At 67.9% G+C, this 24,347-nt stretch carries 22 protein-coding genes; 14 read left to right on the plus strand and 8 right to left on the minus strand.

Annotation, left to right across the window (positions count from 1 at the left end; all coding sequences use genetic code 11):
- Window positions 1–48: 48 nt before the first annotated feature.
- From DIE03_RS09875 to DIE03_RS09915, 9 genes are all read left to right on the plus strand, one after another.
- A complete protein-coding gene (locus tag DIE03_RS09875) occupies window positions 49–1,551 on the plus strand; it encodes an aldehyde dehydrogenase family protein (RefSeq protein WP_124449785.1) in 1,503 nt (500 codons plus the stop codon).
- Between the two features lie 63 nt (window positions 1,552–1,614).
- Complete coding sequence (locus DIE03_RS09880) at window positions 1,615–2,955, plus strand: aspartate aminotransferase family protein (protein WP_124449787.1); 1,341 nt, start codon at window positions 1,615–1,617, stop codon at window positions 2,953–2,955.
- Window positions 2,956–3,193: 238 nt separating this feature from the next.
- A complete protein-coding gene (locus tag DIE03_RS09885) occupies window positions 3,194–4,696 on the plus strand; it encodes an APC family permease (RefSeq protein WP_124449789.1) in 1,503 nt (500 codons plus the stop codon).
- A complete protein-coding gene (locus DIE03_RS09890) occupies window positions 4,693–5,280 on the plus strand; it encodes a DUF3156 family protein (protein ID WP_124449791.1) in 588 nt (195 codons plus the stop codon). Before DIE03_RS09885 ends, DIE03_RS09890 begins: the two co-directional genes overlap by 4 nt.
- A gap of 70 nt (window positions 5,281–5,350) precedes the next feature.
- A complete protein-coding gene (locus DIE03_RS09895; protein WP_124449793.1) occupies window positions 5,351–6,289 on the plus strand; it encodes a helix-turn-helix domain-containing protein in 939 nt (312 codons plus the stop codon).
- A gap of 166 nt (window positions 6,290–6,455) precedes the next feature.
- Window positions 6,456–7,664, plus strand: coding sequence for a porin (locus tag DIE03_RS09900; protein ID WP_124449795.1), 1,209 nt, complete (start codon window positions 6,456–6,458; stop codon window positions 7,662–7,664).
- A gap of 222 nt (window positions 7,665–7,886) precedes the next feature.
- Window positions 7,887–9,125, plus strand: a complete 1,239-nt coding sequence (locus DIE03_RS09905; RefSeq protein WP_124449797.1) for an ABC transporter substrate-binding protein — start codon at window positions 7,887–7,889, stop codon at window positions 9,123–9,125.
- A 34-nt stretch (window positions 9,126–9,159) separates the two neighbouring features.
- Window positions 9,160–10,029 (plus strand): carbohydrate ABC transporter permease, encoded by an 870-nt coding sequence (locus DIE03_RS09910; RefSeq protein WP_124449799.1) that lies wholly within the window; start codon window positions 9,160–9,162, stop codon window positions 10,027–10,029.
- Window positions 10,026–10,886 (plus strand): carbohydrate ABC transporter permease, encoded by an 861-nt coding sequence (locus DIE03_RS09915; protein WP_124449801.1) that lies wholly within the window; start codon window positions 10,026–10,028, stop codon window positions 10,884–10,886. Before DIE03_RS09910 ends, DIE03_RS09915 begins: the two co-directional genes overlap by 4 nt.
- A 44-nt stretch (window positions 10,887–10,930) precedes the next feature.
- Here DIE03_RS09915 and DIE03_RS09920 read toward each other — a convergent pair whose 3' ends face one another.
- The gene (locus DIE03_RS09920; RefSeq protein WP_124449803.1) at window positions 10,931–11,953 is read right to left on the minus strand and encodes a LacI family DNA-binding transcriptional regulator; all 1,023 of its coding nucleotides are present in this window, start codon (window positions 11,951–11,953) and stop codon (window positions 10,931–10,933) included.
- A gap of 6 nt (window positions 11,954–11,959) precedes the next feature.
- Here DIE03_RS09920 and DIE03_RS09925 point away from each other — a divergent pair, with 6 nt between their 5' ends.
- Window positions 11,960–12,880 carry a phosphatidylinositol-specific phospholipase C gene (locus DIE03_RS09925; protein ID WP_185658134.1) on the plus strand — a complete coding sequence of 307 codons (921 nt, stop codon included), beginning with the start codon at window positions 11,960–11,962 and terminating at the stop codon, window positions 12,878–12,880.
- A gap of 119 nt (window positions 12,881–12,999) precedes the next feature.
- On the opposite strand, the gene DIE03_RS09930 is transcribed toward DIE03_RS09925, so the two are convergent.
- Window positions 13,000–13,611 carry a LysE family translocator gene (locus DIE03_RS09930; protein WP_124449807.1) on the minus strand — a complete coding sequence of 204 codons (612 nt, stop codon included), beginning with the start codon at window positions 13,609–13,611 and terminating at the stop codon, window positions 13,000–13,002.
- A 91-nt stretch (window positions 13,612–13,702) separates the two neighbouring features.
- Between DIE03_RS09930 and DIE03_RS09935 the strand changes: the two genes are divergently transcribed.
- Complete coding sequence (locus DIE03_RS09935; RefSeq protein WP_124449809.1) at window positions 13,703–14,230, plus strand: GNAT family N-acetyltransferase; 528 nt, start codon at window positions 13,703–13,705, stop codon at window positions 14,228–14,230.
- Between the two features lie 18 nt (window positions 14,231–14,248).
- Here the strand turns inward: DIE03_RS09935 and DIE03_RS09940 are convergent, their stop codons facing one another.
- Together DIE03_RS09940 and DIE03_RS09945 are read right to left on the minus strand one after the other, a co-directional pair.
- Window positions 14,249–15,310 (minus strand): alkene reductase, encoded by a 1,062-nt coding sequence (locus DIE03_RS09940; protein WP_124449811.1) that lies wholly within the window; start codon window positions 15,308–15,310, stop codon window positions 14,249–14,251.
- 69 nt (window positions 15,311–15,379) lie between these two features.
- Window positions 15,380–15,700 carry a helix-turn-helix transcriptional regulator gene (locus DIE03_RS09945; protein WP_124449813.1) on the minus strand — a complete coding sequence of 107 codons (321 nt, stop codon included), beginning with the start codon at window positions 15,698–15,700 and terminating at the stop codon, window positions 15,380–15,382.
- A 378-nt stretch (window positions 15,701–16,078) separates the two neighbouring features.
- Here DIE03_RS09945 and DIE03_RS09950 point away from each other — a divergent pair, with 378 nt between their 5' ends.
- Window positions 16,079–17,557, plus strand: coding sequence for a sensor domain-containing diguanylate cyclase (locus tag DIE03_RS09950; protein WP_124450177.1), 1,479 nt, complete (start codon window positions 16,079–16,081; stop codon window positions 17,555–17,557).
- Here the strand turns inward: DIE03_RS09950 and DIE03_RS09955 are convergent.
- From DIE03_RS09955 to DIE03_RS09970, 4 genes are all read right to left on the minus strand, one after another.
- Window positions 17,542–17,763 (minus strand): hypothetical protein, encoded by a 222-nt coding sequence (locus DIE03_RS09955; protein WP_260434841.1) that lies wholly within the window; start codon window positions 17,761–17,763, stop codon window positions 17,542–17,544. The genes DIE03_RS09950 and DIE03_RS09955 overlap by 16 nt on opposite strands.
- A 66-nt stretch (window positions 17,764–17,829) precedes the next feature.
- Window positions 17,830–19,278, minus strand: a complete 1,449-nt coding sequence (locus DIE03_RS09960; protein ID WP_124449815.1) for an aldehyde dehydrogenase family protein — start codon at window positions 19,276–19,278, stop codon at window positions 17,830–17,832.
- 3 nt (window positions 19,279–19,281) lie between these two features.
- Window positions 19,282–20,385: a tartrate dehydrogenase gene (locus DIE03_RS09965; RefSeq protein ID WP_124449817.1), complete on the minus strand. Its 1,104-nt coding sequence runs from the start codon at window positions 20,383–20,385 to the stop codon at window positions 19,282–19,284.
- A 322-nt stretch (window positions 20,386–20,707) separates the two neighbouring features.
- The gene (locus tag DIE03_RS09970; RefSeq protein WP_124449819.1) at window positions 20,708–21,628 is read right to left on the minus strand and encodes a LysR family transcriptional regulator; all 921 of its coding nucleotides are present in this window, start codon (window positions 21,626–21,628) and stop codon (window positions 20,708–20,710) included.
- Between the two features lie 387 nt (window positions 21,629–22,015).
- Here DIE03_RS09970 and DIE03_RS09980 point away from each other — a divergent pair, with 387 nt between their 5' ends.
- Both DIE03_RS09980 and DIE03_RS09985 read left to right on the plus strand, forming a co-directional pair.
- Entirely contained in the window at window positions 22,016–23,344 is a 1,329-nt protein-coding gene (locus DIE03_RS09980) for an MFS transporter (protein ID WP_124449822.1), read from the plus strand.
- Between the two features lie 58 nt (window positions 23,345–23,402).
- Complete coding sequence (locus tag DIE03_RS09985) at window positions 23,403–24,305, plus strand: NAD(P)-dependent oxidoreductase (protein ID WP_124449824.1); 903 nt, start codon at window positions 23,403–23,405, stop codon at window positions 24,303–24,305.
- Window positions 24,306–24,347 lie beyond the last annotated feature (42 nt).

Below are 24,347 nucleotides of genomic sequence, written 5' to 3' on the forward strand. Positions count from 1 at the left end.
CGTGCCTCACCCGCACGCGGTCCAGCCACGACAATCCTCGAGACGCCCATGAGCAACACGAACTTCGTCGCCGTCAGCGACACCGTGCGCACCTTCGTTGCGCGCGATTTCGGCCTCTTCATCGACGGTGACATGCAGCCCGCGCACGCAGCTGCGCGGCTCGACGTGTACGACCCCGCCACGGGCGAGCGGCTCGCCACGGTCGCGGATGCCGACGCACACGACGTCGACCGCGCGGTCGCCAGCGCGAAGCACGCGTTCGACACGCGAGTATGGAGCGGGCTGCGCCCGGCCGACCGCGAACGCATCCTGCTGAAGCTCGCCGACCTGATCGAAGCCGACGCCGAAACGCTCGCGCAGCTCGAAACGCTGAACCAGGGCAAGTCGATCCACGTGTCGCGCGCGATCGAAGTCGGCGCGAGCGTCGAATACGTGCGCTACATGGCCGGCTGGGCGACCAAGATCACCGGCCAGACGCTCGACGTGTCGATCCCGTTCCCGCCCGGCGCGCGCTATACGGCCTATACGCGCAAGGAGCCCGTCGGCGTGGTCGCGGCGATCGTGCCGTGGAATTTCCCGCTGATGATCGCGGTGTGGAAGCTGATTCCCGCGCTCGCGGCCGGCTGCACGATCGTGCTGAAGCCGTCGCCGGAAACGCCGCTCACCGCGCTGCGCCTCGCCGAGCTCGCACGCGAAGCCGGCGTGCCGCCGGGCGTGTTCAACGTCGTCACGGGCGGCCGCATCTGCGGCTCGGCGCTCGCGAGCCACCCGTCGATCGCGAAGATCTCGTTCACGGGCTCGACCGCGACCGGCAAGCTGGTCGGCGCGGCGGCCGTGCAGAACATGACGCGCTTCTCGCTGGAGCTGGGCGGCAAGAACCCGATCGTGATGCTCGACGACGTCGACGTCGCGCAGGCGCTCGACGGTGTCGCCGCCGGCGCGTTCTTCAACCAGGGGCAGGTGTGCGCGGCGGCGTCGCGCATCTATGTGCACCGCAGCAAGTTCGCGCAGCTCGCCGACGGCCTCGCGAGCGTTGCGCAGTCGATGAAGCTCGGCGCGGGCCTCGACACGACCGCGCAGATCAACCCGCTCGTGTCCGCGCACCATCGCGACAAGGTCGTCCAGCACATCGAAGGCGCGCGCCGCGCGGGCCTCACGTTCCTCGCGGGCGGCACGCCGGCCGACGACCTGCCCGGCTACTACGTGAAGCCGGCCGTGATCGCCGATCCGCATCCGGACAGCGCGATCGTACGCGACGAGGTGTTCGGCCCCGTGATCGTCGTCGTGCCGTTCGACGACGCGGCCGATGCCGTGCGTCTCGCGAACGCGTCGCCGTACGGCCTCGCCGCGAGCATCTGGAGCAACGACCTGAAACGCGTGATGAACCTCGTGCCGCAGATCGAGGCCGGCACCGTGTGGGTGAACTGCCATATCCCGCTCGATCCGTCGATGCCGTTCGGCGGCTACAAGCAATCGGGCATCGGCCGCGAATTCGGCCAGTACGCGATCGAAGGCTTCACCGAAACCAAATCCGTCTGCATCGCGCACTGACGCGCGGCGCGACCTCCGAACCCGAACGACCCCGGTTCAAACGATCCGACAGTGGAGACTGCAATGAGCTACAACGAAGCGAAATTCTGGCACCCGATGGTGCACCCTAACGAGATGAAGCAGCGCAAGCCGATCCGCATCGTGCGCGGCGACGGCTGCTACGTGTTCGACGAAGACGGGCGCAAGCTCGTCGACGGCGTCGCGGGCCTGTGGAACGTGAACGTCGGCCACAACCGCCACGAAGTGAAGGACGCGATCGTGCGCCAGCTCGACGAGCTCGAATACTTCCAGCTGTTCGACGGCATTTCGCATCCGCGCGCGGAAGAACTGTCGAAGAAGGTGATCGACATGCTCGAACCGGAAGGGATGCGCCGCGTGCTGTACAGCTCGGGCGGCTCCGATTCGATCGAGACCGCGCTGAAGATCGCGCGCCAGTACTGGAAGGTGCGCGGCCAGGCCGACCGCACGAAGTTCATCTCGCTGAAACAGGGCTATCACGGCACGCACTTCGGCGGCGCGTCGGTCAACGGCAACACGGTGTTCCGCCGCAACTACGAACCGAACCTGCCCGGCTGCTTCCACGTCGAGACGCCGTGGCTGTACCGCAACCCGTTCACGCAGGACCCCGAAGAACTCGGCCGGATCTGCGCGGAAATGCTGGAGCGCGAGATTCAGTTCCAGAGCCCCGACACCGTCGCCGCGTTCATCGCGGAGCCGATCCAGGGCGCGGGCGGGGTGATCGTGCCGCCGGCCAACTACTGGCCGCTGGTGCGCGAGGTGTGCGACCGCTACGGCGTGCTGCTGATCGCCGACGAAGTCGTGACGGGCTTCGGCCGCAGCGGCAGCATGTTCGGCAGCCGCGGCTGGGGCGTGCGCCCGGACATCATGTGTCTCGCGAAGGGGATCTCGTCGGGCTACGTGCCGCTCGGCGCGACGGTCGTGAACGCGCGGATCGAGGACGCGTTCGCCGCGAACGCCGATTTTGGCGGTGCGATCATGCACGGCTACACGTACGCCGGCCACCCGGTGGCATGCGCGGCCGCGATCGCGAGCCTCGACATCGTCGTGAAGGAGGACCTGCCGGCGAATGCGGCGAAGCAGGGCGCGTATCTGCTCGAAGCGCTGAAGCCGTTCGCGGAACGCTTCGCGGCGGTCGGCGAGGTGCGCGGCAAGGGGCTGATGCTCGCGCTCGACCTCGTCGCGAACAAGGACACGCGCGAGCCGATCGACCCGCTGTCCGGCTACGCGAACGCGGTGGCGGAGGTCGCACGCGAGAACGGCGTGCTGGTGCGTCCGGTCGGCACGAAGATCATCCTGTCGCCGCCGCTCGTGATCCAGCGCGAGCAGCTCGACCGGATCGTCGACGCGCTCGCCGCCGGCTTCGAGGCCGTGCCGTTCGCATGACGGCGTAGTCGCGTGACGGCCAACCTGCGGCGGCGGACGTGGATGTCGCCGCGGGTTTGCCGATTTGCGCTATGACCGGATTATTTTGCCTGCGTATTTTTTCGACATCGGATCACGACGTGATCGACAGGGGACCGGGGTGCCGCAGCGCTGAAGCGCCGCCCCGGGCCGACCGCAAGGCAAGTGGCCCCGCCGCCGACGAAGCGCCGGTGCAGGCCAGTCAAGGAAGGAGACAACGATGTCGGGATGGTCGGGAGTGACCGGCGCCGCGGGCGATACGTCCGCAGGCTCGCCGGCGGAAGCGGGCGGTGGCACCGCGCTGAAGGCCGGGGCAGTCGGTTTTCCGACCGCGCTGGCGAGCGCCGTCGGCCTCATCATGGCGAGCCCGGTGATCCTCACCGCGACGTCGGGCTTCGGGATGGGCGGCTGGGCGTTCGCGGTCGCGATGATCATCGCGTTCGTGATGATGCAGGCGCAGGCCACTACGTTCTCGGAAGCCGCCGCGATGCTGCCGACGGCCGGCTCGGTCTACGATTACCTGTCGTGCGGGCTGGGCCGCTTCTGGGCGATCACCGGCACGATCTCCGCGTATTTCCTCGTGCACGTGTTTGCCGGCACCGCGGAAACGATCCTGAGCGGCATCATGGCGCTCGTCAACTTCGAATCGCTGAACGCCGCGTTCGAGAAACACAACAGCTCGTGGCTCGTCGGCGTCGGCCTCGTGGTCACGTTCGCGATCACCAACATCATCGGCATCAAGGTGTTCAGCAAGCTCGAGATCGTGCTGACGGCCGGCATGTGGCTGTCGCTGATGATCTTCGGGGTCCTCGGGCTCGCGGCCGCGCCGGCCGTGCATCTCGACGGCTGGTTCGGCGGCTCGGAAGTCGGCACGTCGGTGCCGGCCGTGCTGTCGCTCGTCGGGATGGCGATGTTCATGTTCGTCGGCTGCGAATTCGTCACGCCGCTCGCGCCGGAAATGAAGGCGCCGGGCAGGACGATCCCGCGCGCGATGGCGCTCGGCCTCGTCGGCGTCGCGATCTGCATGTTCCTGTACGGCGCGGCGATCCGCCGCCAGGTCGCGAACGTGCCGGTGAGCGCCGACGGTCTCACGCACCTGCTCGACACGCCGGGCGCGATTCCGGCGTTCGCGCTGCAGGTGCTCGGGCCCTTCGGCCGCATCTGGTTCGGCATCGCGTTCCTGTGCGCGGGCGCCGCGACGATCAACACGCTGATGGCCGGGCTGCCGCGCATCCTGTACGGGATGGCGATCGACGGCGCGCTGCCGCGCTGCTTCGCGTACCTGCATCCGCGCTTCAAGACGCCGGTGGTCGGCATCGTGGCGTCGGCGATCGTGCCGATCTTCCATGCGTGGCTGATCAACGGCAATCTCGACAGCATCCTGCACCTCGTGCTTGCCGCGACCTGCGCATGGGGCACCGCGTACCTGCTCGTCACCGCGTCGGTCGTGATGCTGCGCATCCGCCGCCCGGACCTGCCGCGCCCGTACCGGTCGCCGCTGTTCCCGCTGCCGCAGATCGTGTCGAGCGTCGGCATCGTGCTCGCGATCTGGTACATCACGCCGCCCGGCATGAATCCGCGCGACATCTACGTGCCGTTCGGCGCGATGCTCGGGCTCACCGCGCTGTATGCGCTGTTCTGGACGCTCGTCGTGCAGCGCCGGAATCCGTTCAAGCCGGTGCCGGTCGAGGACGTGCTGCGCAACGAGCACATCGCGTCGTGAGGGCCGTACTCGCCCGCTGGCGCACGGCGCCCGACGCACCGCCGCCCGGTCATCGGCCCGGCGCGATCGCCGCGCGCGTGCTGGCCGATCTGCAGGCCGTGCGTGATGCCGACGGTGCGTTCGGCGCCACGGCCCGGCTGCCGAACGGCGTGCGCGTAAGCGTCGACGAGCGTGTCGAGCGCCAGTTCCTGATGCATACGGTCAGCGTGAAGGTGGCGGCGACCGCCGGCGGCCCGGCCGCGCAGGGGAGCGCCCGCGTGCGGCAGACCGGCTGGCTGCGCAGCACGGGAATCGATGGCGTGCCCGCATCCGGATGCGACCCCGTATTCATTGAAACGCTGGCCGCGCTGATTGCCGGGCCGTCGCTGGCCGGCGCGCTGCGGCCGCTGCATCTGGCCGACTGCACGATCGACGCGCGCGACGGCCGCTGGACGCTCGCGATCGTGCCGTTCGGCGGCAGCGAAGTCGTGAACCGGATGCCGTCGTTTCGCCGCTACGTCCGCCTGACCGGCGAGCAGGCCGCGGCGCTGTCGGCGGCGCTGCTTGCGTTCGAAACCGCACTACACGGGATTTTGCGAGGGTAAGCTGTGGCGTTGCGTGCCGTGCGAACCCGGCGGCCGCATCCAGGACCCAAGGGTTTTACCGGAGATGCCGATGCTGTTCCAGTCACGCTCACACGAAGACGTGCACGATCACGGGCTCGCGATCGCGGGCTGGCATCAGGTCTACCGCCAGATGACGCCCGGCCGCTTCAAGGGCACCGTCACGCAGGTGCTGTACGACGATTTCCATTTCTTCCGCGAGACGACCAACCGGCGTGTCGCGCAAACCGGGCTCGCGCCGGCCGGGCGCACGTCGCTCGCGGTGCCGCTGTCGGTGCCGCTCGCGGGCACCTTCCAGGGCCAGCCGGTCGACGGCTATGCGCTGCTCGCGCTGCGCGCCGGCGAGGATTTCGAATTCCACACACCGGAAGGGATGGGGCTCGTCGGGATCAGCGCGGCGTCCGACATGGTCGACGAGCTGTGCGAGGCCGAATTCGGCGCGGCCGGCGCGCGCAAGCTGCGGCATGTGACGCGGCTGTCCGACGAGCAAGGCGTCGCGCTCGGCGTGCGGCTGTCGTCGCTGATCGACGACGCGCAGCGCAATCCGGGCCACCTCGAATACGCGGCCACCCGCAAGGTGTTCCGCGACGCGATGCTCGGCATGTTCCTCGACGCGCTCGAACAGGGCATCGGCGTCGAGCGCCGCGACATCACGCACGCCACCTACAGCGACATCGTGAGCCGCTGCGAGAAGCATCTGCGCGACCGGCCCGAAGAACCCGTCACCGTGCTCGAACTGTGCCGCGCGCTGCGCTGCAGCCGCCGCACACTGCAAACGAGTTTTCAACGCGTGGCCGACGTCACGCCGGTCGGCTACCTGCGCACGATCCGGCTGAACGCGGTGCGCCGCATGCTGCGCACGACGTCGGTGCGGCAGCTCGGCGTCGGCGAGGCTGCCGCGAGCTGGGGCTTCACGCATCTCGGCTATTTCGCGCGCGAGTATCGCGACCTGTTCGGCGAACTGCCTTCCCAGACGACGCGTCCCGAATGACGCACGCACGCCGCGACGGCGCCGCCGGGCAGCGTCGCGGGCAGTGCAACCCACCGTTTGCCGATTTGCGATAGAGGTCCTGAATTTTCGCTGGATAGAGTCCTGTCACCCATATCGACAACGCCATCGATTCGCACTGCGAATCGATGAACACAGAGGGCGGGACATGAAGATCGGACGACGACTGGCCGCAGCCGCGGCGACGCTGGGGTGCATGCACGCCCATGCGCAGACCTCGGGGAGCGTGACGCTGTACGGCACCGTGGACACCGGCATCATCTATTCGACGAACCAGCAGTTCACGCGCGCCGACGGCAGCACGGGCGGCGGCCATGCGTGGCAGATGGGCGGCGGCAACCTCGTGCCGTCGCGCTTCGGCTTCCAGGGCGCCGAGCCGCTCGGCGGCGGGCTCGACGCGGTGTTCACGCTCGAGCAGCAATTCCTGTCCGCGAACGGGCAGGCGCTGCAGGGCGGCACGGCGTTCAGCCGGCAGGCGTGGGTCGGGCTGCGGCGGGACGGCATCGGCACGCTGGGCCTCGGCCGCCAGTACGACTCGTACACGGACATGCTCGGCGCATACGTGTCGAGCAACAACTGGGCAACGCCGTACGGTTCGCATCTCGGCGACGTCGACAACCTGAATGCCGCGTTCAACTTCAACAACGCGGTGAAGTTCACCAGCGCCGATTTCAACGGCCTCACGGTCGGCGGCACGTTCAGCTTCGGCGGGCAGGCCGGCGACTTTTCCGCGAAGCGCGGTTATGCGGTGGCCGCGACGTACACGCGCGCGCCGGTGGCATTCTCGGTCGGCTACCTCGACCTGCACCAGCCGCTCGACGCGGCGCTCGGCGGCGCGAGCGGCTATATCGGCGACTTCGCGTGCAGCAATCCGGGTGCGATGTACTGCCTGCTGCAGGATGCCGGCTCGATGCGCGCGTTCGGTGCAGGCGGCTCGGTCACGCTCGGCGCGGCGACGGTCGCGCTGACCTACACGCATACGCGCCTCGGCGACAGCCGCTATTTCTCGACCGCCGCGCAGCCGCGCACGCAGGCGTTCACGTTCGACATCGGCGAGTTGAACGTCACGTACATGTTCACGCCCGCGCTGCAGGGCGGCGTCGCGTATCTCTTCAACGCCGCGCATACGGACGGGCGCGGCACGACGCGGTTCCACCAGGTGAACGTCGGCACGAACTACAGCCTGTCGAAGCGCACGGCGCTGTACGCGGTCGCGATCGGTCAGATCGCGAGCGGCACGGGCCTCGGCACCGACGCGAACGGCAATGCGGTGAACTACGCGCAGATTCCGGTGCTCGCGAACAGCAACTCGAGCCGGCAGCTCGCGGTGATGGCCGGGATTCGCGTGAACTTCTGATCCGGCCGGGAAGGTCCGGACCGGGAGGTCCAGCCGGAGGCCGGGGCACCAGGCGGGGCGGGGCAGGCGAGCACGGCGGCTGCCGTTCCCGCCGTGTGCCATAAATTCTTAACGATCGGCGTGAACAATGGCGTTCGCACCCGGCGGCCAGCCGCGTCACCCGCGTTGCACACGTGTGCAACGCCTGGCCGTCCCGCCATCACGCCGAACGAGAGAGACCTCATGACCTTGCTGAGCCGCCTGCGCGCGCTGTCCGCCGCCGTTGCGCTATCCGTTGCCGCCACGCACGCCTTCGCGGCGGATCTCGTCATCGCAGGCCGCGACGACATCTACGGCAAGGGGCTGGCCGACGCCGTCGCCGGTTTCACCAAGCTGCACCCGGGCACCGAGATCGAGCTGCTCAAGCTGCCGAACGCGAACCTGTACCAGAAGCTCAAGCTGTCGATGCGCGAAGGCACGGGCGCATACGACCTCGTGATGATGGACGACACGTGGGCGCCCGAATTCATCGGCAACGGCTGGCTGAAGCCGCTGCCGGCCTCGCTCGCGGACGCCGATCTCGTGCCGTCCGCCGTCGCGCTCGGCCGCAACGCGGCCGGTGCGCTGTACGCGCTGCCGATCGTCGGCAACGTCGAGATGTTCGCGTACCGCAAGGACCTGCTCGCGAAGTACAAGCTGCAGCCGCCGCGCAACTGGGACGACGTGCTGAAGATCGCGCAGACCGTCGGCGGCGCGGACAAGAGCGTGTCGGGCGTCGTGTTTCGCGGCACCAAGGGCAACCCCGTCGTGACGGGTTTCCTGCCGATCCTGTGGGCGTACGGCGGCGACGTGTTCGACCATGCCGGCAACGTGACGATCGATTCGCGCGAAGCGCAGGCCGCGCTGAAGACGTTCCTCGCGCTGAAGGCGTCGGCGCCGAAGGACGTCGACGTGTACGGCGCGGCGGAAGTGCGCGACGCGCTGCAGCGCGGCACGGCCGCGCAGTCGATCGAGGTGTGGCCGGCGTGGGTGCCGGCGCTCGACGATCCGAAGCAGTCGCGCGTGGTCGGGCAGATCGCGCTGCAGCCGCCGCCCGGGCAGACCGCCGGCCCGGCGCCGATGCTCGGGATCTGGCAGATGGGCATTCCGAAGGATGCGCCGCACGAGAAGCTCGCGCAGGATTTCCTCGCTTACCTGACCGCGCGCGATACGCAGACGCGCCTCGCCGGCATCGGCATTCCGCCGACTCGTCGCAGCGTGTTCAACGATCCGGCGCTGGTGCGTCAGTACCGCTGGTATCCCGATCAGCTCAAGGCGCTCGAAGCCGGCCGTGCACGGCCGCGCGTGAAGGACTGGCAGCAGGTCGAGAGCATTCTCGGCGACCAGCTGCAGCTCGCGCTGACGGGGCAGGCCGCACCCGACGCCGCGCTGCGCCAGGCGCAGCAGAAGATCGCGCAGGCGACGGCCGCGGCCGGCAAGTGACGGCGCACGCCAACCCGTCGGCCGGAGATCGCGCATGAAAGGCGTCGGCCGCAGCCTGCCGTTCGTCGCGCTGCTCGGTCCCGCGCTGCTGGTGCTCGCCGCGCTCGCGCTGTATCCGGTCGCGCAGGTCCTGATCGATTCGTTCTGCCAGGTCGACTACGCGGCCGGGCGCCGCGCGTTCGCGGGGCTCGCGAACTACCGCGCGGTGCTAGGCGACGATGCGTTCACGGCCGGCTTCGGCAACACGCTGCGCTTCACGATCGTTGCGTCGCTCGCCGAGGTCGCGCTGGGCTTCGGCCTCGCGCTGCTGTTCGTGCGTGCGTTTCCGGGGCGGCGCATCGCACTGCCGCTCGCGATCCTGCCGATGATGCTGTCGACGCTCGTGTGTTCGGCGATCTGGCGCAACTGGCTGAACTTCGACGGCTTCCTGAATGCGCTGCTCGCGGCGTTCGGCATCGAAGGCGTGCGCTGGCTGTCCGACCCGCATCTCGCGCTGTGGTCGCTCGCGCTCGTCGACGTCTGGCAGTGGACGCCGATGGCGTTCCTGATCGTGCTGGCCGGGCTGCAGTCGATTCCGCAGGAACTCTACGAAGCCGCGCGCACCGACGGCGCGAGCGAGTGGCAGTGCCTGCGCGACATCACGCTGCCGCTCGCGGCGCCGCAGATCGGCCTCGCGCTGCTGCTGCGCTCGATCGACACGTTCAAGCTGTTCGACAAGGTCTATGCGTTGACGGGCGGCGGCCCCGGCAACGCGACGCAGACGTTGTCGACCTATATCTACGACACGGGCTTCCGCTTCTTCAACGTCGGGCCGGCGAGCGCCGCGTCGGTGCTGATGCTCGCGGCGTCCGCGGTGCTGGTTTCGGGGTACGTATGGCAGACGGTTCGCAAGCGGCGCGCATGACGGCGCATCCCGCAGGCATCACGGGCGCGCGAACGGGCGCCGCATTCGGTCGCGCGATGCCGTGGGTCTTGCGCATCGCCGCGCTCGCGCTGTTGCTGCTGCCATGCATGTGGATGGCGGGCGCGGCTTTCATGCCGACGCTCGAACGCCTCGATCATCCGCTGCGGATCTGGCCGGCCGCGCCTACGCTCGAGCATTTCGCATCGGTATGGTCGAACGGCATCGGCGCGCCGCTGTTGAATTCGCTGCTGGTCGGTTTCGGCACGACGCTGCTCGCGCTGGCGCTCGCGTTTCCGGCCGCGTACGCGCTCGTGCGTCTGCGTTTTCCGGCGCGGCTCGACCTGCTGTTCCTGATGCTCGTGCTCGCGTTGAAGCTGATGCCGCCGATCACGATCGCGGTGCCGTTGTTCGCACTCGCCAAGCGGCTGCACCTGCTCGATTCGACGCTCGGCCTGATGCTCGCGTACCAGATTTATGCGTTGCCGATGGCGATCTGGATGCTGCTCGCGTTCGTACGGGAAGTACCGATCGAGTATGAAGAGGCGGCCTGCATCGACGGTGCGGGGCTTGCGCGCCGGCTCGTGCAGATCGTGCTGCCGTTGTGCGCACCGGGGCTGATCGCGACGGCGATCTTCGTGTTCATCGCTGCATGGAACGAATTCCTGATCGCGCTGCTGTTCGTGTCGACCCCGAGCCGTTTCACGCTGCCGCTCGCGATTGCCGGCTACGTGACGGAGAACGGCATCGACTGGGGCGACCTGATGAGCGCGGGGCTGATGGCATCGCTGCCCACGCTGGCCGTGGCCGGCTATGTGCAGCGCTACCTGTTGCGCGGGTTCGCGGGCGGGCTGAAGTGACGCGCGGCCGTGCCGCGCCCGATGTCACGCCCGATGTCATGCCGTCACGCGCAGCTGTCCCGTACCACCTGCGTGACCGGCACGACGCGCGTGCGCGACGGGCCGTCGAACGTCTGCATGCGGTCCGCGAGCAGCTCGATCGCCGCGTGCGCGAGGCCGCGCGTGTCCTGCCGCAGCGTCGTCAGCCGGTACGCGTCGTACTCGGCGGCCGGAATGTCGTCGAAGCCGATCACGCACAGGTCGTCCGGCACGCGCAACCCGAATTCGCTGCGCGCGACATCGATCACGCCGAGCGCGAGCAGGTCGGACGAGCAGAACACGCCATCGGGCCGTTCGCTCGCCGCGAACAGTTGCCGTGCTGCATCGACTCCGCCGGCATGGGTGTCGGACGGTGTGTCGATCACGTGCGCGAGCGTCGCGTCGAAGGCGTCGCGTTGCCCGATCGCGTGTTCGAATGCCGCGGCGCGCGACCGCGCGCTGTAGCTGGCACCGCGCGGCCCGACGAACGCAAGCCGGCGCGCGCCGGCCCGCACGAGCCGCTGCGCCGCATGAACGGCCCCCGCCGCGTTGTCGCTGACGACGACGTCGGCACCCGGCAGGTTCGCCTCGCGGTTGATCATCACGACCGGGATCCGGTGTTCGAGATACTGTTGCGCGACCGACAGCGGCGGCGACGCGGACGTCATGACGAGCCCCGCGATCCGGTAGCTGAGCAGCTGTTCGAGCGATTGCCGGACCTGACGCGGATCTTCCGCATTGGTCACGAGCGGCGTGAGCGCACGCTGCCCGAGCGTGGCCATCAGGTCCGACAGCAACCGTGCGCGGAACGGGTTCTCGAACCCGGCCGTCACGACGCCGATCATGCTGCTGCGCTGCGTGATCATGTCGCGCGCGATCAGGTTGACCTGGTAGCCGAGCGCGCGTGCGGCGACCATCACGCGTTCACGGGTTTGCGGTGCGATGCTCGCCGTCGGCGAGAATGCGCGAGATACCGCGGAGCGCGAGACCCCGGCCCGCGCCGCGACGTCCGACGCCGTTACCCACGGCTTTCTTTCCTTGTCATTCATCGATTCATGATCCCTTCGAGCCACGAAACGTGCATGCCGCTCGCCGACTGGATGTCGGCGCTCGACGATGCGCGGTTGCTGCATACGCTGACCCTACCGGGCAGCCATGACACCTGTGCGTATACGGTCGACGACGGGCTCGTGCGCACGCAGCGCGCACCGCTCGACGCGCAGCTCGCGCACGGCGTGCGGCTGCTCGACATCCGCTGCCGGCACGTGCGCGATGCGTTCGACATCCATCACGGCGGCATCGCGCTCGGGATGACGTTCGACGACGTGCTGGCAACCTGTACGCACTTTCTCGATGCGCATCCGCGCGAATGCATCGTGATGTCGGTGAAGGACGAGTGGCCGGCGCACGCATGCACGCGCGGTTTCGACGCGACGTTCGACGCGCATCGCGCGCGGCATCCGCGGCTGCGCTGGCATGCCGGCGGCACGCTGCCCGCGCTCGGCGACGTGCGCGGCGCGGTCGTGCTGCTGCGGCGCTTTCGCAGCGGCCGGCCGCTCGGTATCGACCTGACCGCTTGGCCCGACAACGCGACGTTCACGATCGATCATCCCGACGGCGCGTTCGTGATCCAGGACGAATACCGCGTGCCGGTGGCCGCGTCGATCGCGTGGAAGTGGCGCGCGATCGACGCGTTGCTGACGCACCTGCCGCTGCCGGACAGCGGCCGCTGGGCGATCAGTTTCTGCAGCGGGACGGGGATGGGCGCGAATCCGTCCGTGGTGGCGCACGGCGACGGCAGGGTCCGGGGCATTCATGCGCGGCTGGCCGAACGATTGCGCGAGCAGCGCGGTTCGTATGGCGCGGTGCTGCTCGATTTCTGCGACGACGACGACTGGGCGCTGGTGCGTGCGCTGATCGAGTGCAACGACCCTATGCCGGAGCCGCGCACGTGGCGCAGGGCGTTTCGCTGTTGATCAGCGCAGATTCGCGTTGAAGACTGCGAGTGCCTTGGCGTCGAACGTCTGGTGAAAGGCGACGCGATCGAGCGATGGCACGACAGGCGGCAGGCGCAGGCGTCGTGTGGCCCGTCGGACTACCGCGTCGCGATCGCCACCGCCGCACCGGCCATCGCGGTCGCGCTCGTGCGGTTCGCGATCCGCTTCGCACGTGCCGACGTCAGGAACGCACGGGCACGCGACGCGAGCAGCGACCAGAAGCAGTCGGCGAGGACCAACACCGCGAGCATCGTGCCGACCAGCTCGGCCCACGCGACGACGCCGACGTGCGTGAGGTCGACGATGGTCGGCAGCAGCGCGAGATAGAACACCATGATCTTCGGGTTGCCGAGCGTCACGAGCGTGCCGGCGACGAACATGCGCCACGGCGACTGGCCGCGCGGCAGGTCGTCCGCACCCGTGTCGGTCGGTGCGGTCCACATCTTCCACGCAAGGAACAGCAGGTACGCGACGCCGAGCAGCTTCAGCACGATCAGGCCCGTCGCGAACGTGCGCGCGAATGCCGACAGCCCCGCGACCGCGAGCGTGAGCCACAGCGCCTCGCCGAGCCACATGGCCGCGAGGAACGGCAACACGTCGCGCACGCCGTTCGTCAGCACGCGCGCGACGAGCGCGGCGACGCTCGGGCCGGGCGTGCCGGCGGTGACGAGCAGGGCGAAGGCGAAGACGGCGAGTGCGGACAACGTCATGATGGACCTCGTGGATCGGGTGGTCGAATCGATACGTATGAAGTTTCGATTATAGTGACGTCCGTCCAGACTGCCTGCCTGAATTGCCGTCATGCCTGCATCGATCCTGATTCGCCCCGCCACGCGGGAAGACGCGGCCGCGATGGCCGCCGTGGAAGTCGCCGCCGCGCAGCGGTTTCGCGAAATCGGCATGATCGACATCGCCGACGGCGAGCCGACCGACGCGGCTGCCGTGCTCGTGCGGATCGACGACGGCCGCGCGTACGTCGCGGTCGATCCGCAGGGCGCGTGCGTGGGGTTCGCGTTCTACCGGCTGCTCGATGCGCAACGGTTGTATCTGGAGGAACTTGATGTCGCGCCGTCGCATGCGGGGCAGCGGATCGGCGCGCGCCTGATCGAGCGGATCATGACGCGCGCCGCACAAGACGGCATCGCCGAGGTCGTGCTGTCGACGTTTCGCGGCGCGCCGTGGAACGCGCCTTACTACGCGCGCCTCGGTTTTCACATCATCGACGACGCATTGCTCGACGATATGCTGCGCGCGATTCGCGCGCACCACATCTCGCTGGGTCTCGACGAAACGCAGCGCGTGTTCATGCGCGCGGACGTGCGCGCGTGAACACTTGCGGCTCGGCCGTCAGGCCGCGTCGCTCAGCGCCGGGTAGTCGGTGTAACCCGTTTCGCCTTCCGCGTAGAACGTCTCCGGCACCGGCTTGTTGAGCGGTGCGCCGATTTCGAGGCGGCGCGGCAGGTCCGGGTTCGCGATGAACAGCTTGCCCCACGCGATCGCGTCGGCGCTGCCGTTCTCGAGCGCGGCCTGCGCGGTGTCGAGCGTGAACTGCTCGTTTGCAATCAGCGGGCCGCCGAACGCTTCCTTCAGGCGCGGGCTCAACTGGTCGCCCGAATACGATTCGCGCGTGAAGATGAACGCGATCTTGCGGCGGCCGAGTTCGCGCGCGACGTAGCCGAAGGTTGCCGCCGGATCGGAATCGCCCATCGTGTGCGCGTCGCCGCGCGGCGCGAGGTGCACGCCGACACGGCCGGCGCCCCACACGTCGATCGCTGCGTCGACCACTTCGAGCAGCAGGCGTGCGCGGTTCTCGATCGGGCCGCCGTACGCATCGGTGCGGTGGTTGGTGCTGTCCTGCAGGAACTGGTCGAGCAGGTAGCCGTTTGCGCCGTGGATCTCGACGCCGTCGAAGCCGGCCGCCTTCGCGTTCTCGGCGCCCTTGCGGTACGCGGCGACGATGCCCGGGATTTCGTCGAGTTCGAGGGCGCGCGGCGTCACGAACGGACGCGGCGGACGCACGAGGCTCACGTGGCCGCCCGCGGCGATCGCGCTCGGCGCGACCGGCAGGTCGCCATTCAGGAACATCGGATCGGAGATCCGGCCGACGTGCCACAGCTGCAGCACGATGCGCCCGCCGGCCGCGTGCACGGACTGCGTCACCTGCTTCCAGCCTGCGACCTGCTCGTCGGACCAGATGCCCGGCGTGTCTGCATAGCCGACGCCTTGCGGCGTGACCGACGTCGCTTCGGTAATGATCAGGCCGGCCGATGCGCGCTCGGTGTAATAGCGGGCCATCAATGCATTCGGCACGCGCGCTTCGCCCGCACGGGAGCGGGTGAGCGGCGCCATCACGATGCGGTTCGGCAGGGTCAGGTCGCCAAGGGTAACGGGATCGAACAGCGTAGGCATATCGGAAAACCTCTTCACGAAAGGCGGGAGCACCGTCGCGTCATGTGCGGCGGCGCACCGCATGGCCGGTTAGGCCGTTTGCTGGAGTTCGCGGCGCAGGGCGTCGTGAAATGCGTCGATGACGGCCTCGTTGCGCCGGAAAAACGCCCACTGGCCGATCCGCGTCGACGTCACGAGCCCCGCGCGCTGCAGCGTGGCGAGGTGCGCGGAGACGGTCGACTGCGACAGCCCGCAGCGCGCGTCGATCTGGCCCGCGCAGACGCCGTGTTCGTACGGCAGCGTCTGTTGCGGGAAATACTCGCCGGGCGTTTTCAGCCAGACGAGGATCTCCCGGCGCACGGGGTTCGAGAGCGCTTTCAGGATGGCGTCGATGTCGAGTTCGGTCGGCATGGAAGGGTAGGGCGTTTCGGTCCGGCAAACGGGTATCGTCGATTGGCGAATCTTATATCGTGTTTCGACGATATGTTTGAAAGCACTGCTGGCTATGGGGTTGATAGGTATTGACATGCAAAAGGAACGTACTTCGCATTTCACTATGTGGTGAATCGACGTAACCAGTTGATATCAATGTGTTTTATGCCTCGCTGCGTTGGGTGGGCTTGAGTGTCGGCAGGCGTGAGCACGCGTTACCCATCGAGGAAATTGATAGATATTTCCAAGTCGCACGGGGCCCGTCTGGGTCTTCTCGGGCTTGATGCGTCCCCATCGGTTTTTTACTATGCGGGAGACGCGCCAGCACGTGCGCCCACACCACATCCGAGAGCCTCCATGCGATCCAAGTCGACTGCCCCCTACACCGTCGTCGTCACTGGGATCGTTATCGCCTGTGCACTGATGGGACTGTGCGCACTGCTGCTGTTCCAGAGCCGCGACGATGCGCTCGACCGCGCCCGCGAAACCTCGCGCAATCTCGGCCTGATGGCCGAGCGCGACATCGAGCGCAACGTCGAACTCTACGATCTCTCGCTACAGGCGGTGCTCCAGGGCCTGCAGCGGCAGGACGTGATGAATTCTCCCGCGAGCCTGCGCCGCGGCGTGCTGTTCGACCACGCGATGACGGCCCGATTTCTCGGCTCGATGCTGGTGCTCGACGCGGGCGGCAACATCGTCCTGGACTCCGCCAACGACGTGCCGCGCCAGGGCAATTTTTCGGATCGCAAGTACTTCACCGTCCATCGCGACAATCCCGACGTCGGGCTTTACGTCAGTGACCCGTTCGCATCGCGGTTGCGGGGCGGGTCGCCCAGCATGGTGCTGTCGCGGCGGGTCTCGAACCCTGACGGCTCGTTTGGCGGCATCGCACTGATCGCGATCAACCTCGAGTATTTCCGTCAGCTGTTTGCCGGCCTGTCGCTTGGGCAGCACGGCTCGATGTCGCTGATCGGCAGTGACGGCATCATGGTGATGCGTTACCCGTACGACGTGCACACGATCGGACGAAACATCAGCAAGGCTGCGACCTTCCAGCGTTTCCAGACGGCACCCGAGGGTTCCTTTTCGGAAACGTCGTCGATCGACGGGCTGCGCCGCCTCTACTACTTCAAGCACCTGCCGAAGCTGCCGCTGATCATCATGGTCGCGGAGGCCGAACAGGACATTTATGCCGCCTGGCGGCACCGCGCCGTGACGATCGGCGCGCTGGTGGCCACGTTCGGCGCCGCGTTCATCGCCGTGTCGGTCATGCTGGGCATCCAGCTGCGGCGCCGGATGCGTGCCGAGTCCGAGCTCGTGCTGCTGGCCCGCACCGATGGGCTCACCGGCCTGAACAATCGACGCACGTTCGGGGAAGTGCTGGACCGCGAATGGCGCCGCGCGCGCCGGGCGCATTCCGTTTTCTCGCTGCTGTTTGTCGACGTCGACCGCTTCAAGGCATACAACGACACGTACGGCCACCAGGCGGGCGACGACGCGCTGGCGGCGGTCGCGCGCTGCATCGGCGAGAACATCCGTCGCCCGGCCGATACCGCGGCGCGCTACGGCGGGGAGGAGTTCGTCGTGTTGCTCCCGGATACGCCGCAAACCGGCGCCGCGCAGATTGCCGAGCGCATCCGTGCGGCCATCGATGAACTCGGCCTCGAGCATGCCGGAAGCGAATACGGGCGCGTCACGGCCAGCATCGGTCTGGCGAGCTGGGCGCCGGAGCAGGAAGGCGAGCCGGGCTCGTTGATCAAGGCGGCGGACGAAGCGTTGTATTACGCGAAGGCAACGGGCCGCAACAAAGTCGCCACCCTTCAGTCCGTCGATTGATCGGGAATCCGGGTGTCAGGCACCGACAGCAGCCAGATGTCGGCGGGCTCGATCAGCTGTAGATCATCGACCGGCCGTCCGGTGCCGACGATCTCGACAGCGGCACGCGCGTACGCGTTGTCGCGAGCGTAGATCTGCCCGACGTCGACAACGGGGTTCGCGACGATCGGATTGCCGAGCGTCTTGCCGCCGCCTCCGGCACCCACGATGGTCAGTCGGGACCCGGCGATTCCCTGGCGACGGCCCGAACGGCCGTAGCGTCGTTGCGGCGGTCAATCGTGCTTGATCGCGATGGTCTTGAGCGCGGTAAAGCCGAGCAATGCCTCAAAGCCTTTCTCACGGCCATATCCGCTTGCCTTCACGCCGCCGAACGGCAGTTCCACGCCGCCGCCGGCGCCGTAGTTGTTGATGAAGACCTGTCCGGCCTGCAGCTTGCGCGCGAGCCGCAGCGCGCGGGCGCCGTCGCGCGTCCAGACGCCCGCGACGAGGCCATACTGCGTGCCGTTCGCGAGCGCGACCGCCGCGTCTTCGTCGTCGAACGGCATGGCCGCGAGCACGGGGCCGAATACCTCTTCCTGCGCGAGTTCGCTGTCGGGCGGCACGTCGCGGAACAGGACCGCTTCCTGGTAATAGCCTGCCCCCGATGCGCCGGCCGCGATGGTGCCGCGCGCCGCCACGCGAATGCCGTCGGCCTGCGCACGCTCGACGATGGCGCGGACCCGCGCATGCTGCTTTGCGTTGACGAGCGGCCCCATCTCCAGGTTCATCGACGGCGGCCCCGAACGCAGCCGCGCAAATTGCTGGGCGAGACGATCGAGCACGCGCTCGTACACGGTGCGCTGGACGAGCAGGCGGCTGCCGGCCGAGCAGGTTTGCCCTGCGTTCTGCACGATTGCGTTGATGATGACGGGCAGCGCCTGGTCGAAGTCGGCATCGTCGAACAGCAGTTGCGGCGACTTGCCGCCCAGCTCGAGTACCGCCGGGCAGTGACGCTCGGCGGCCGCGCGGCCGACCAGCGCACCCGTTCCGGTCGAGCCGGTAAACGAGACGTGACGAATGCCGGGATGGGCCGACAGCGCCGCGCCGGCTTCGCCGCCCAAGCCCGTGACGACGTTGACGGTGCCGGCCGGAAAGCCGACTTCGGCCGCGATTTCGGCCAGCCGCAGAATGGACAGGCTCGCATCCTCGGCCGGCTTGACCACGCACGCATTGCCGGCGGCGAGCGACGCGCCGACCGAGCGGCCGTAGATCTGCATCGGGTAATTCCACGGAATGATGTGGCCGGTCACGCCGATCGGTTCACGCACCGTCAATACCGTGAACCCGGCGGTATAGGGCAGTGTGTCGCCGTGCAGCTTGTCGACGCATCCGGCGTAGTACTGGAGGTAGCGCGCGAGCACCGCTGCGTCGGTACGCGCGGTGTTCAGCGCCTTGCCCGTGTCGCGTGCCTCGAGCTGCGCGAGTTCGTCCGCATGCTGCGAGACGGCGGCGGCGTACGCGAACAGCAAGTTGCTGCGCTCGACCGGCGACAGCCTCGCCCACGGGCCGTCGAGCGTGTCGCCCATCGCGCGCTGTGCCGCGGAAACGGCGTGCTGCACGTCCGTCGCATCGCCGCGCGCGATCGTCGCGAACGGTTCGCCGGTGCTCGGGTCGACGACGTCGATCCGCGCGCCGGTATTCGGCGCGACGCGGGCGTTGTCGATGTAGTGATCAAATTGCATGGGTCATTCCTCGATCGATGCGGGATTCGCGATGGCGTGCGCAATCGCGGCGCCCAGTTCTTCGGTGGTGGCCGTGCCGCCCATGTCGCGGGTGCGCGGGCCGGCGACGAGCACGGATTCGATCGCGGCGACGATTTCGGCGGCCGCGGCTTCGTAGCGCGATTCGCCGCGACCGAGGTGTTGAAGCAGCAACGCGGCCGACCAGATCTGGCCGATCGGATTCGCGATGCCGCGGCCCGCGATGTCGGGTGCCGAGCCGTGCACCGGCTCGAACAGCGAAGGGAAGCGGCGCTCCGGGTTCAGGTTCGCCGACGGCGCGATGCCGATCGTGCCGGTGCAGGCCGGGCCGAGGTCGGACAGGATGTCGCCGAACAGGTTCGAGGCGACGACGACATCGAAGCGATCCGGATTCTGGACGAAGTGCGCACACAGTATGTCGATGTGATATTTGCGCGTTTCGATGTCCGGGAACGAGCGGGCGATCTCCGCGACGCGCTCGTCCCAGAACGGCATGGTGATCGAGATGCCGTTGGATTTCGTCGCCGCCGTCAGCTGCTTGCGCGGGCGCGAGCGGGCGAGTTCGAATGCGAACCTGAGTACGCGGTCGACGCCGATGCGCGAGAAAACCGACTGCTGCACGGCGATCTCTCGATCGGTCCCGGTGAACATCCGGCCGCCTACCGGCGAATACTCGCCTTCCGTGTTCTCGCGCACGACGATGAAGTCGATGTCGCCCGGCCGACGTCCGGCGAGCGGCGCGGGCACGCCCGGCATCAGGCGCACGGGGCGCAGGTTCACGTACTGATCGAACTCGCGCCGGATCTTGATCAGCGACTCCCACACGGCGACGTGGTCCGGCACGACATCGGGCGTGCCGACGGCGCCGAAGAAAATGGCGTCGTGCGCGCCGATCTGCCGTGCCCAGTCGGCCGGCATCATCGTGCCGTGGCGAACGTAGTGATCGGTACACCAGTCGCCGAACTCGTCGAACGCCAGCGGAATGTCGAAGCGGTCCGCGGTAGCGCGAAGCACGCGCAGGCCTTCGGGCATCACTTCCTTGCCGATGCCGTCGCCGGCGATGACCGCGATGCGGTGCGGGTTCTTCATTTTGCGGGAAGCCTCCATGACGAAGCTGGCGTCCCGCACGGGAGAGGCAGACACGCGGAGGGTGTGCGAGCCGGACAGCATCGAACTGCTGCGCGGTGGCCGTTGATACGCGACGCTGCCTCCGATCACGTCGGATCACGTCGGATCACGTCGGATCACGTCGGCGTGTCTCCTGTGTCTCTTCCGTTGCGGTAACCGGCGGACTGTTGAATCTGTCCGTCGAATCTACTGCGTCGCAGGCGCCGCAAGGAAGTGCGGATCCGTGAACGGGACCTTCGAAAATCTGCAACACGCCGGCGCGCGCGGCCGCGTGGCGGCACAGTCAGTCGGTCGATTGCCCGGCGTCACCGGAGACGAGCGAGGGCGGCGCGAACGATGCGAGGAACTCGAACAGCTTGCGCGTCGGCAGCGGCACGGCGCCGGCGCGAATGCCGACCGACATGACGCGGTTCGCCCACGGATCGTTGAGGCGGATGAAGCGCAGGTGCATCGGTTCGCGAAACAGCGCGACCGCGCGCTCGGGCAGGATGCCGATGCCTTGCCCTGCGGCGATCAGCCGGCACATCGCTTCGAAGCTCTGCACCTGCACGCGGAAGCGGACCGACTTGCCGAGCAGTGCCGCTTCCCGGACGAGCGAACGCGTGAGTTCCGAGCGGTCGTCGAGCGCGACCAGATCGTGGTCGAGCAGCGCGCTGAAGTCGATCGCGTCGCCGGTGAGCGGGTAGTCGTCGGGCACGACCACGCTGGCCCGGTCCATGCAGTAAGGGGCGAGGTGAATCCCTTCGGGCGCGGTGCGCGACGTGACGATGCCGACGTCCGCGCGGCCTTCGCGCAGCGCCTGCAGGATGTCGGAGCTTCTCAGCTCGCTGATCTGCAGCTTGATGTCGCGATAGCGTTGCGAAAAGGTGCGCAACTGATCGGGAAGATCCTGGCTGATCGCCGAGATGTTCGCGAACACGCGGACGCGGCCGACCGCGCCTTTCGTATAGTCGGACAGCTCGCTGTAGATCGCATCGGTGCGCAGCAGCAGCTCGGTCGCGTGGCGCAACAGTGCTTCGCCGGCAGGCGTGAGTTCGACGCCGGCCACCGTGCGGTTCAGCAGCACCACGCGAAAGTGATGCTCGAGCAGCGCGATCCGGCGGCTTGCGGTGGAAAGCGACATGTGGGACTGCTGCGCGGCGCGCGACAGGCTGCCCAGCTCGGCTGCACGGACGAACAGGGCGAGGGACGTGAGATCGAACAAGCGCGGACTCCGGTTGAAACTGCGGCAAGTATGTCATTCATCGATGCGCTCCACGGTGTCGAGCGAAGTGGTGCTAACCCTGACTGGCCGCGAATGGTGCGCCGCACACCGCGACGCCGCCGTCACGCTGCACCGGCCCGTGTCGTGCGAGCGATCGGCGGCTGGAATCCGTTTTATCGGCGGCTTGTGCATCGCACCGTACGATGCCGGCCGGCCCGTGCGTTCGAGATATTCGAAGTGCCGCTTGAAGGATTTCGCATATCGAGTGCGCGGGGCAGCCGGTAGATTCGAACCGTCCCCTGTCGCACACTCCTATCTCGACAGCGACTGCACGCGCGGCGATGCAAGCATGCACGCGGGGCCATCCAAGAACTTTCGGAGACAAACGTGGAAATCGACGCGACCTGCAACCCGGGCGACCTCGCAGCCCCGGCATCGGCGCACGACCTCGCAACGGAGGACCGGATCTTTCGTCGGCTCGCCGTGCAAATCCTGCCCATCCTGATGTTCGCGTACGTCACGTCGTACATCGATCGCGTGAACGTCAGCTTCGCCAAACTGCAGATGAGCCAGCACCTGGGCTTCTCCGATGCGGTGTTCGGCTTCGGTGCAGGGATATTCTTTCTCGGTTACGTGATCTTCGAGGTGCCGAGCAACATGCTGCTGGTGCGCGTCGGGCCGCGCCGCTGGATCACCCGGATCGTCGTGTCGTGGGGCGTCGTGTCGGGATTGACGGCGTTCGTGTCCACGCCGATGCAGTTCTACGTGATGCGCTTTCTGCTCGGTGTCGCCGAGGCCGGCTTCATCCCGGCCATCGTGCTCTACATGGCCCGCTCGTTTCCGGGGCGGCGGCGCGCGCGAATCCTGTCGATGTTCTATGCGGCGCTCGCGCTGGCCGGGTTGATCGGATCGCCGTTGACCGGCTTCATCCTTCAGTATTTCGACGGGGCGCTGCAGATCCCGGGCTGGAAATGGATCTTCGCCCTCGAGGCGCTGCCGGCGTTCCTGGCCGCCTTCTACGTATGGAAGGGGCTCGACGACGACGTCACGCGCAGCGAGCGCTTCTCGCCGGCGGACCGCGCCATCCTGGCGCGCGTGCTGGCGGAAGATCGTGCGACGACCGAGTCGATCGATCACCGCGGTCTGTTATCGAACTGGCTCGTGTGGGCATTCTGCGTGATCTACTTTCTCGACGTGTTCGCGATTTACGGCTATACATTCTGGGCGCCGACGATGATCAAGCAGATGGGCATCGGCAGCGATTTCGTCATCGGCTTGCTCGCCGCGCTGCCGAATGCGGTGGCCGTGGTCGTGATGGTCCTGTTCGGACGCAGCGCGGACCGCCGCGGCCGGCAGCGGCTGCACGTCGCCGCGCTTTTGCTGATGGGCGCGACCGGGCTCGGGCTGTCGGTCGTCTGGCACGATCAGCTGTGGCTCGGCATGTTCGCGCTCTGCATCGCGAACGCGGGGCTCATCTCGTTTCCGCCGCTGTTCTGGAGCATGCCGACCGCGGCGCTCGGCACCGCGTCGGTATCGATGGGCATCGCGGTGATCAGCTCGTTCGGGAATCTCGGCGGCTTCTTCGGGCCCTACGCGGTCGGCTACCTGAAGCAGATGTCGGGCAGTCTCGCCGCGCCGCTGTTCCTGATGGTCGGGTGCCTGCTGTCGGGCATCGTCCTCACGATGCTGCTGCCGTCGCGGCTGGTCGACCGGTAGCGGCAATCCATTTCGCCGCGGACACTGCGCCGCGGCGCCATCTTTTGACGGGAACGACATGAAACAGCAGATTGGCCTGATCGGCGTGGGTTTGATGGGGCATGGCATTGCGCGCAACGTGCTGAAGCACGGCTTTCCGCTCACGGTCGTCGAGCATCCGGGCAACCAGCCGCTCGACGAATTGCTGCGCGGCGGCGTACGGACCGTGCGGACCGCGCGCGAACTGGCCGCGCAAGCGGACGTCATCATCCTCTGCGTGACGGGCTCCCCCGAAGTGGAAGCGGTGCTCACCGGTGACGACGGCGTGTTGGCCGGCCTGAAGGACAACGCGATCGTCGTCGATTGTTCGACCGCCGTTCCCGAGTCGACCGTCAGGATGGCGCGGCGGGTCGAAGCGGCGGGCGGCCGTTTCGTCGACGCGCCGATGACGCGCGGCGCCAGGGAGGCGCACGAGGGCCGGCTGAACCTGCTGGTCGGTGCGTCGCCCGCGGTGTTCGCGGAGATCAGGCCGGTGCTCGCGTGCTTCGCGGAAAACATCACGCGCGTCGGCGATGTCGGGGCCGGCCACAGCATGAAGCTGCTGCACAACTTTGTTTCGCTCGGGACCATCGCGCTGCTGTCGGAAGCCGTTGCGTGCGCGAAGCGCTCGGGCGTGGACGTCGCTGTGCTGACCGACGTGCTCGCCAACGGCGGTGGCGGCGGCGCCGCACTGAGCCGGCTGCGTCCGTTCCTGGAGACGGGCGACACGTCCGCGCTGCCGTTCCATATGGCGAATGCGCTCAAGGATCTGTCCTACTACTCGGCGATGGCCGAAGGCGTCGAGGCCGCCCATGCGATCGCGGCGGCAGTCACGGATACGTACCGCGATGCCGTTGCCGGCGCCGGTGCGCATTGTCCCGTGCTGAAGTTGTCGGATGTCCTGATGATGGGGCCCGCGCACGACGAGGGCGCGTCGCGTTGATGGGGCGTGCGGCGGCGCGCTCGGCGAATGACGAGCGCGCCG

This window comes from Burkholderia sp. Bp8992 (genome assembly GCF_003853705.1).
GTDB lineage: Bacteria > Pseudomonadota > Gammaproteobacteria > Burkholderiales > Burkholderiaceae > Burkholderia.

Bases quoted from the DNA above. Each gene is read 5' to 3' on its own strand.
- DIE03_RS09960 (WP_124449815.1), bottom strand. From the start codon at position 19,278: ATGCAATTTGATCACTACATCGACAACGCCCGCGTCGCGCCGAATACC.
- DIE03_RS09900 (WP_124449795.1), top strand. From the start codon at position 6,456: ATGAAGATCGGACGACGACTGGCCGCAGCCGCGGCGACGCTGGGGTGC.
- DIE03_RS09895 (WP_124449793.1), top strand. From the start codon at position 5,351: ATGCTGTTCCAGTCACGCTCACACGAAGACGTGCACGATCACGGGCTC.
- DIE03_RS09925 (WP_185658134.1), top strand. From the start codon at position 11,960: ATGATCCCTTCGAGCCACGAAACGTGCATGCCGCTCGCCGACTGGATG.
- DIE03_RS09950 (WP_124450177.1), top strand. From the start codon at position 16,079: ATGCGATCCAAGTCGACTGCCCCCTACACCGTCGTCGTCACTGGGATC.
- DIE03_RS09885 (WP_124449789.1), top strand. From the start codon at position 3,194: ATGTCGGGATGGTCGGGAGTGACCGGCGCCGCGGGCGATACGTCCGCA.
- DIE03_RS09910 (WP_124449799.1), top strand. From the start codon at position 9,160: ATGAAAGGCGTCGGCCGCAGCCTGCCGTTCGTCGCGCTGCTCGGTCCC.
- DIE03_RS09875 (WP_124449785.1), top strand. From the start codon at position 49: ATGAGCAACACGAACTTCGTCGCCGTCAGCGACACCGTGCGCACCTTC.
- DIE03_RS09920 (WP_124449803.1), bottom strand. From the start codon at position 11,953: ATGAATGACAAGGAAAGAAAGCCGTGGGTAACGGCGTCGGACGTCGCG.
- DIE03_RS09945 (WP_124449813.1), bottom strand. From the start codon at position 15,700: ATGCCGACCGAACTCGACATCGACGCCATCCTGAAAGCGCTCTCGAAC.
- DIE03_RS09930 (WP_124449807.1), bottom strand. From the start codon at position 13,611: ATGACGTTGTCCGCACTCGCCGTCTTCGCCTTCGCCCTGCTCGTCACC.
- DIE03_RS09935 (WP_124449809.1), top strand. From the start codon at position 13,703: ATGCCTGCATCGATCCTGATTCGCCCCGCCACGCGGGAAGACGCGGCC.
- DIE03_RS09905 (WP_124449797.1), top strand. From the start codon at position 7,887: ATGACCTTGCTGAGCCGCCTGCGCGCGCTGTCCGCCGCCGTTGCGCTA.
- DIE03_RS09915 (WP_124449801.1), top strand. From the start codon at position 10,026: ATGACGGCGCATCCCGCAGGCATCACGGGCGCGCGAACGGGCGCCGCA.
- DIE03_RS09985 (WP_124449824.1), top strand. From the start codon at position 23,403: ATGAAACAGCAGATTGGCCTGATCGGCGTGGGTTTGATGGGGCATGGC.
- DIE03_RS09965 (WP_124449817.1), bottom strand. From the start codon at position 20,385: ATGAAGAACCCGCACCGCATCGCGGTCATCGCCGGCGACGGCATCGGC.
- DIE03_RS09940 (WP_124449811.1), bottom strand. From the start codon at position 15,310: ATGCCTACGCTGTTCGATCCCGTTACCCTTGGCGACCTGACCCTGCCG.
- DIE03_RS09880 (WP_124449787.1), top strand. From the start codon at position 1,615: ATGAGCTACAACGAAGCGAAATTCTGGCACCCGATGGTGCACCCTAAC.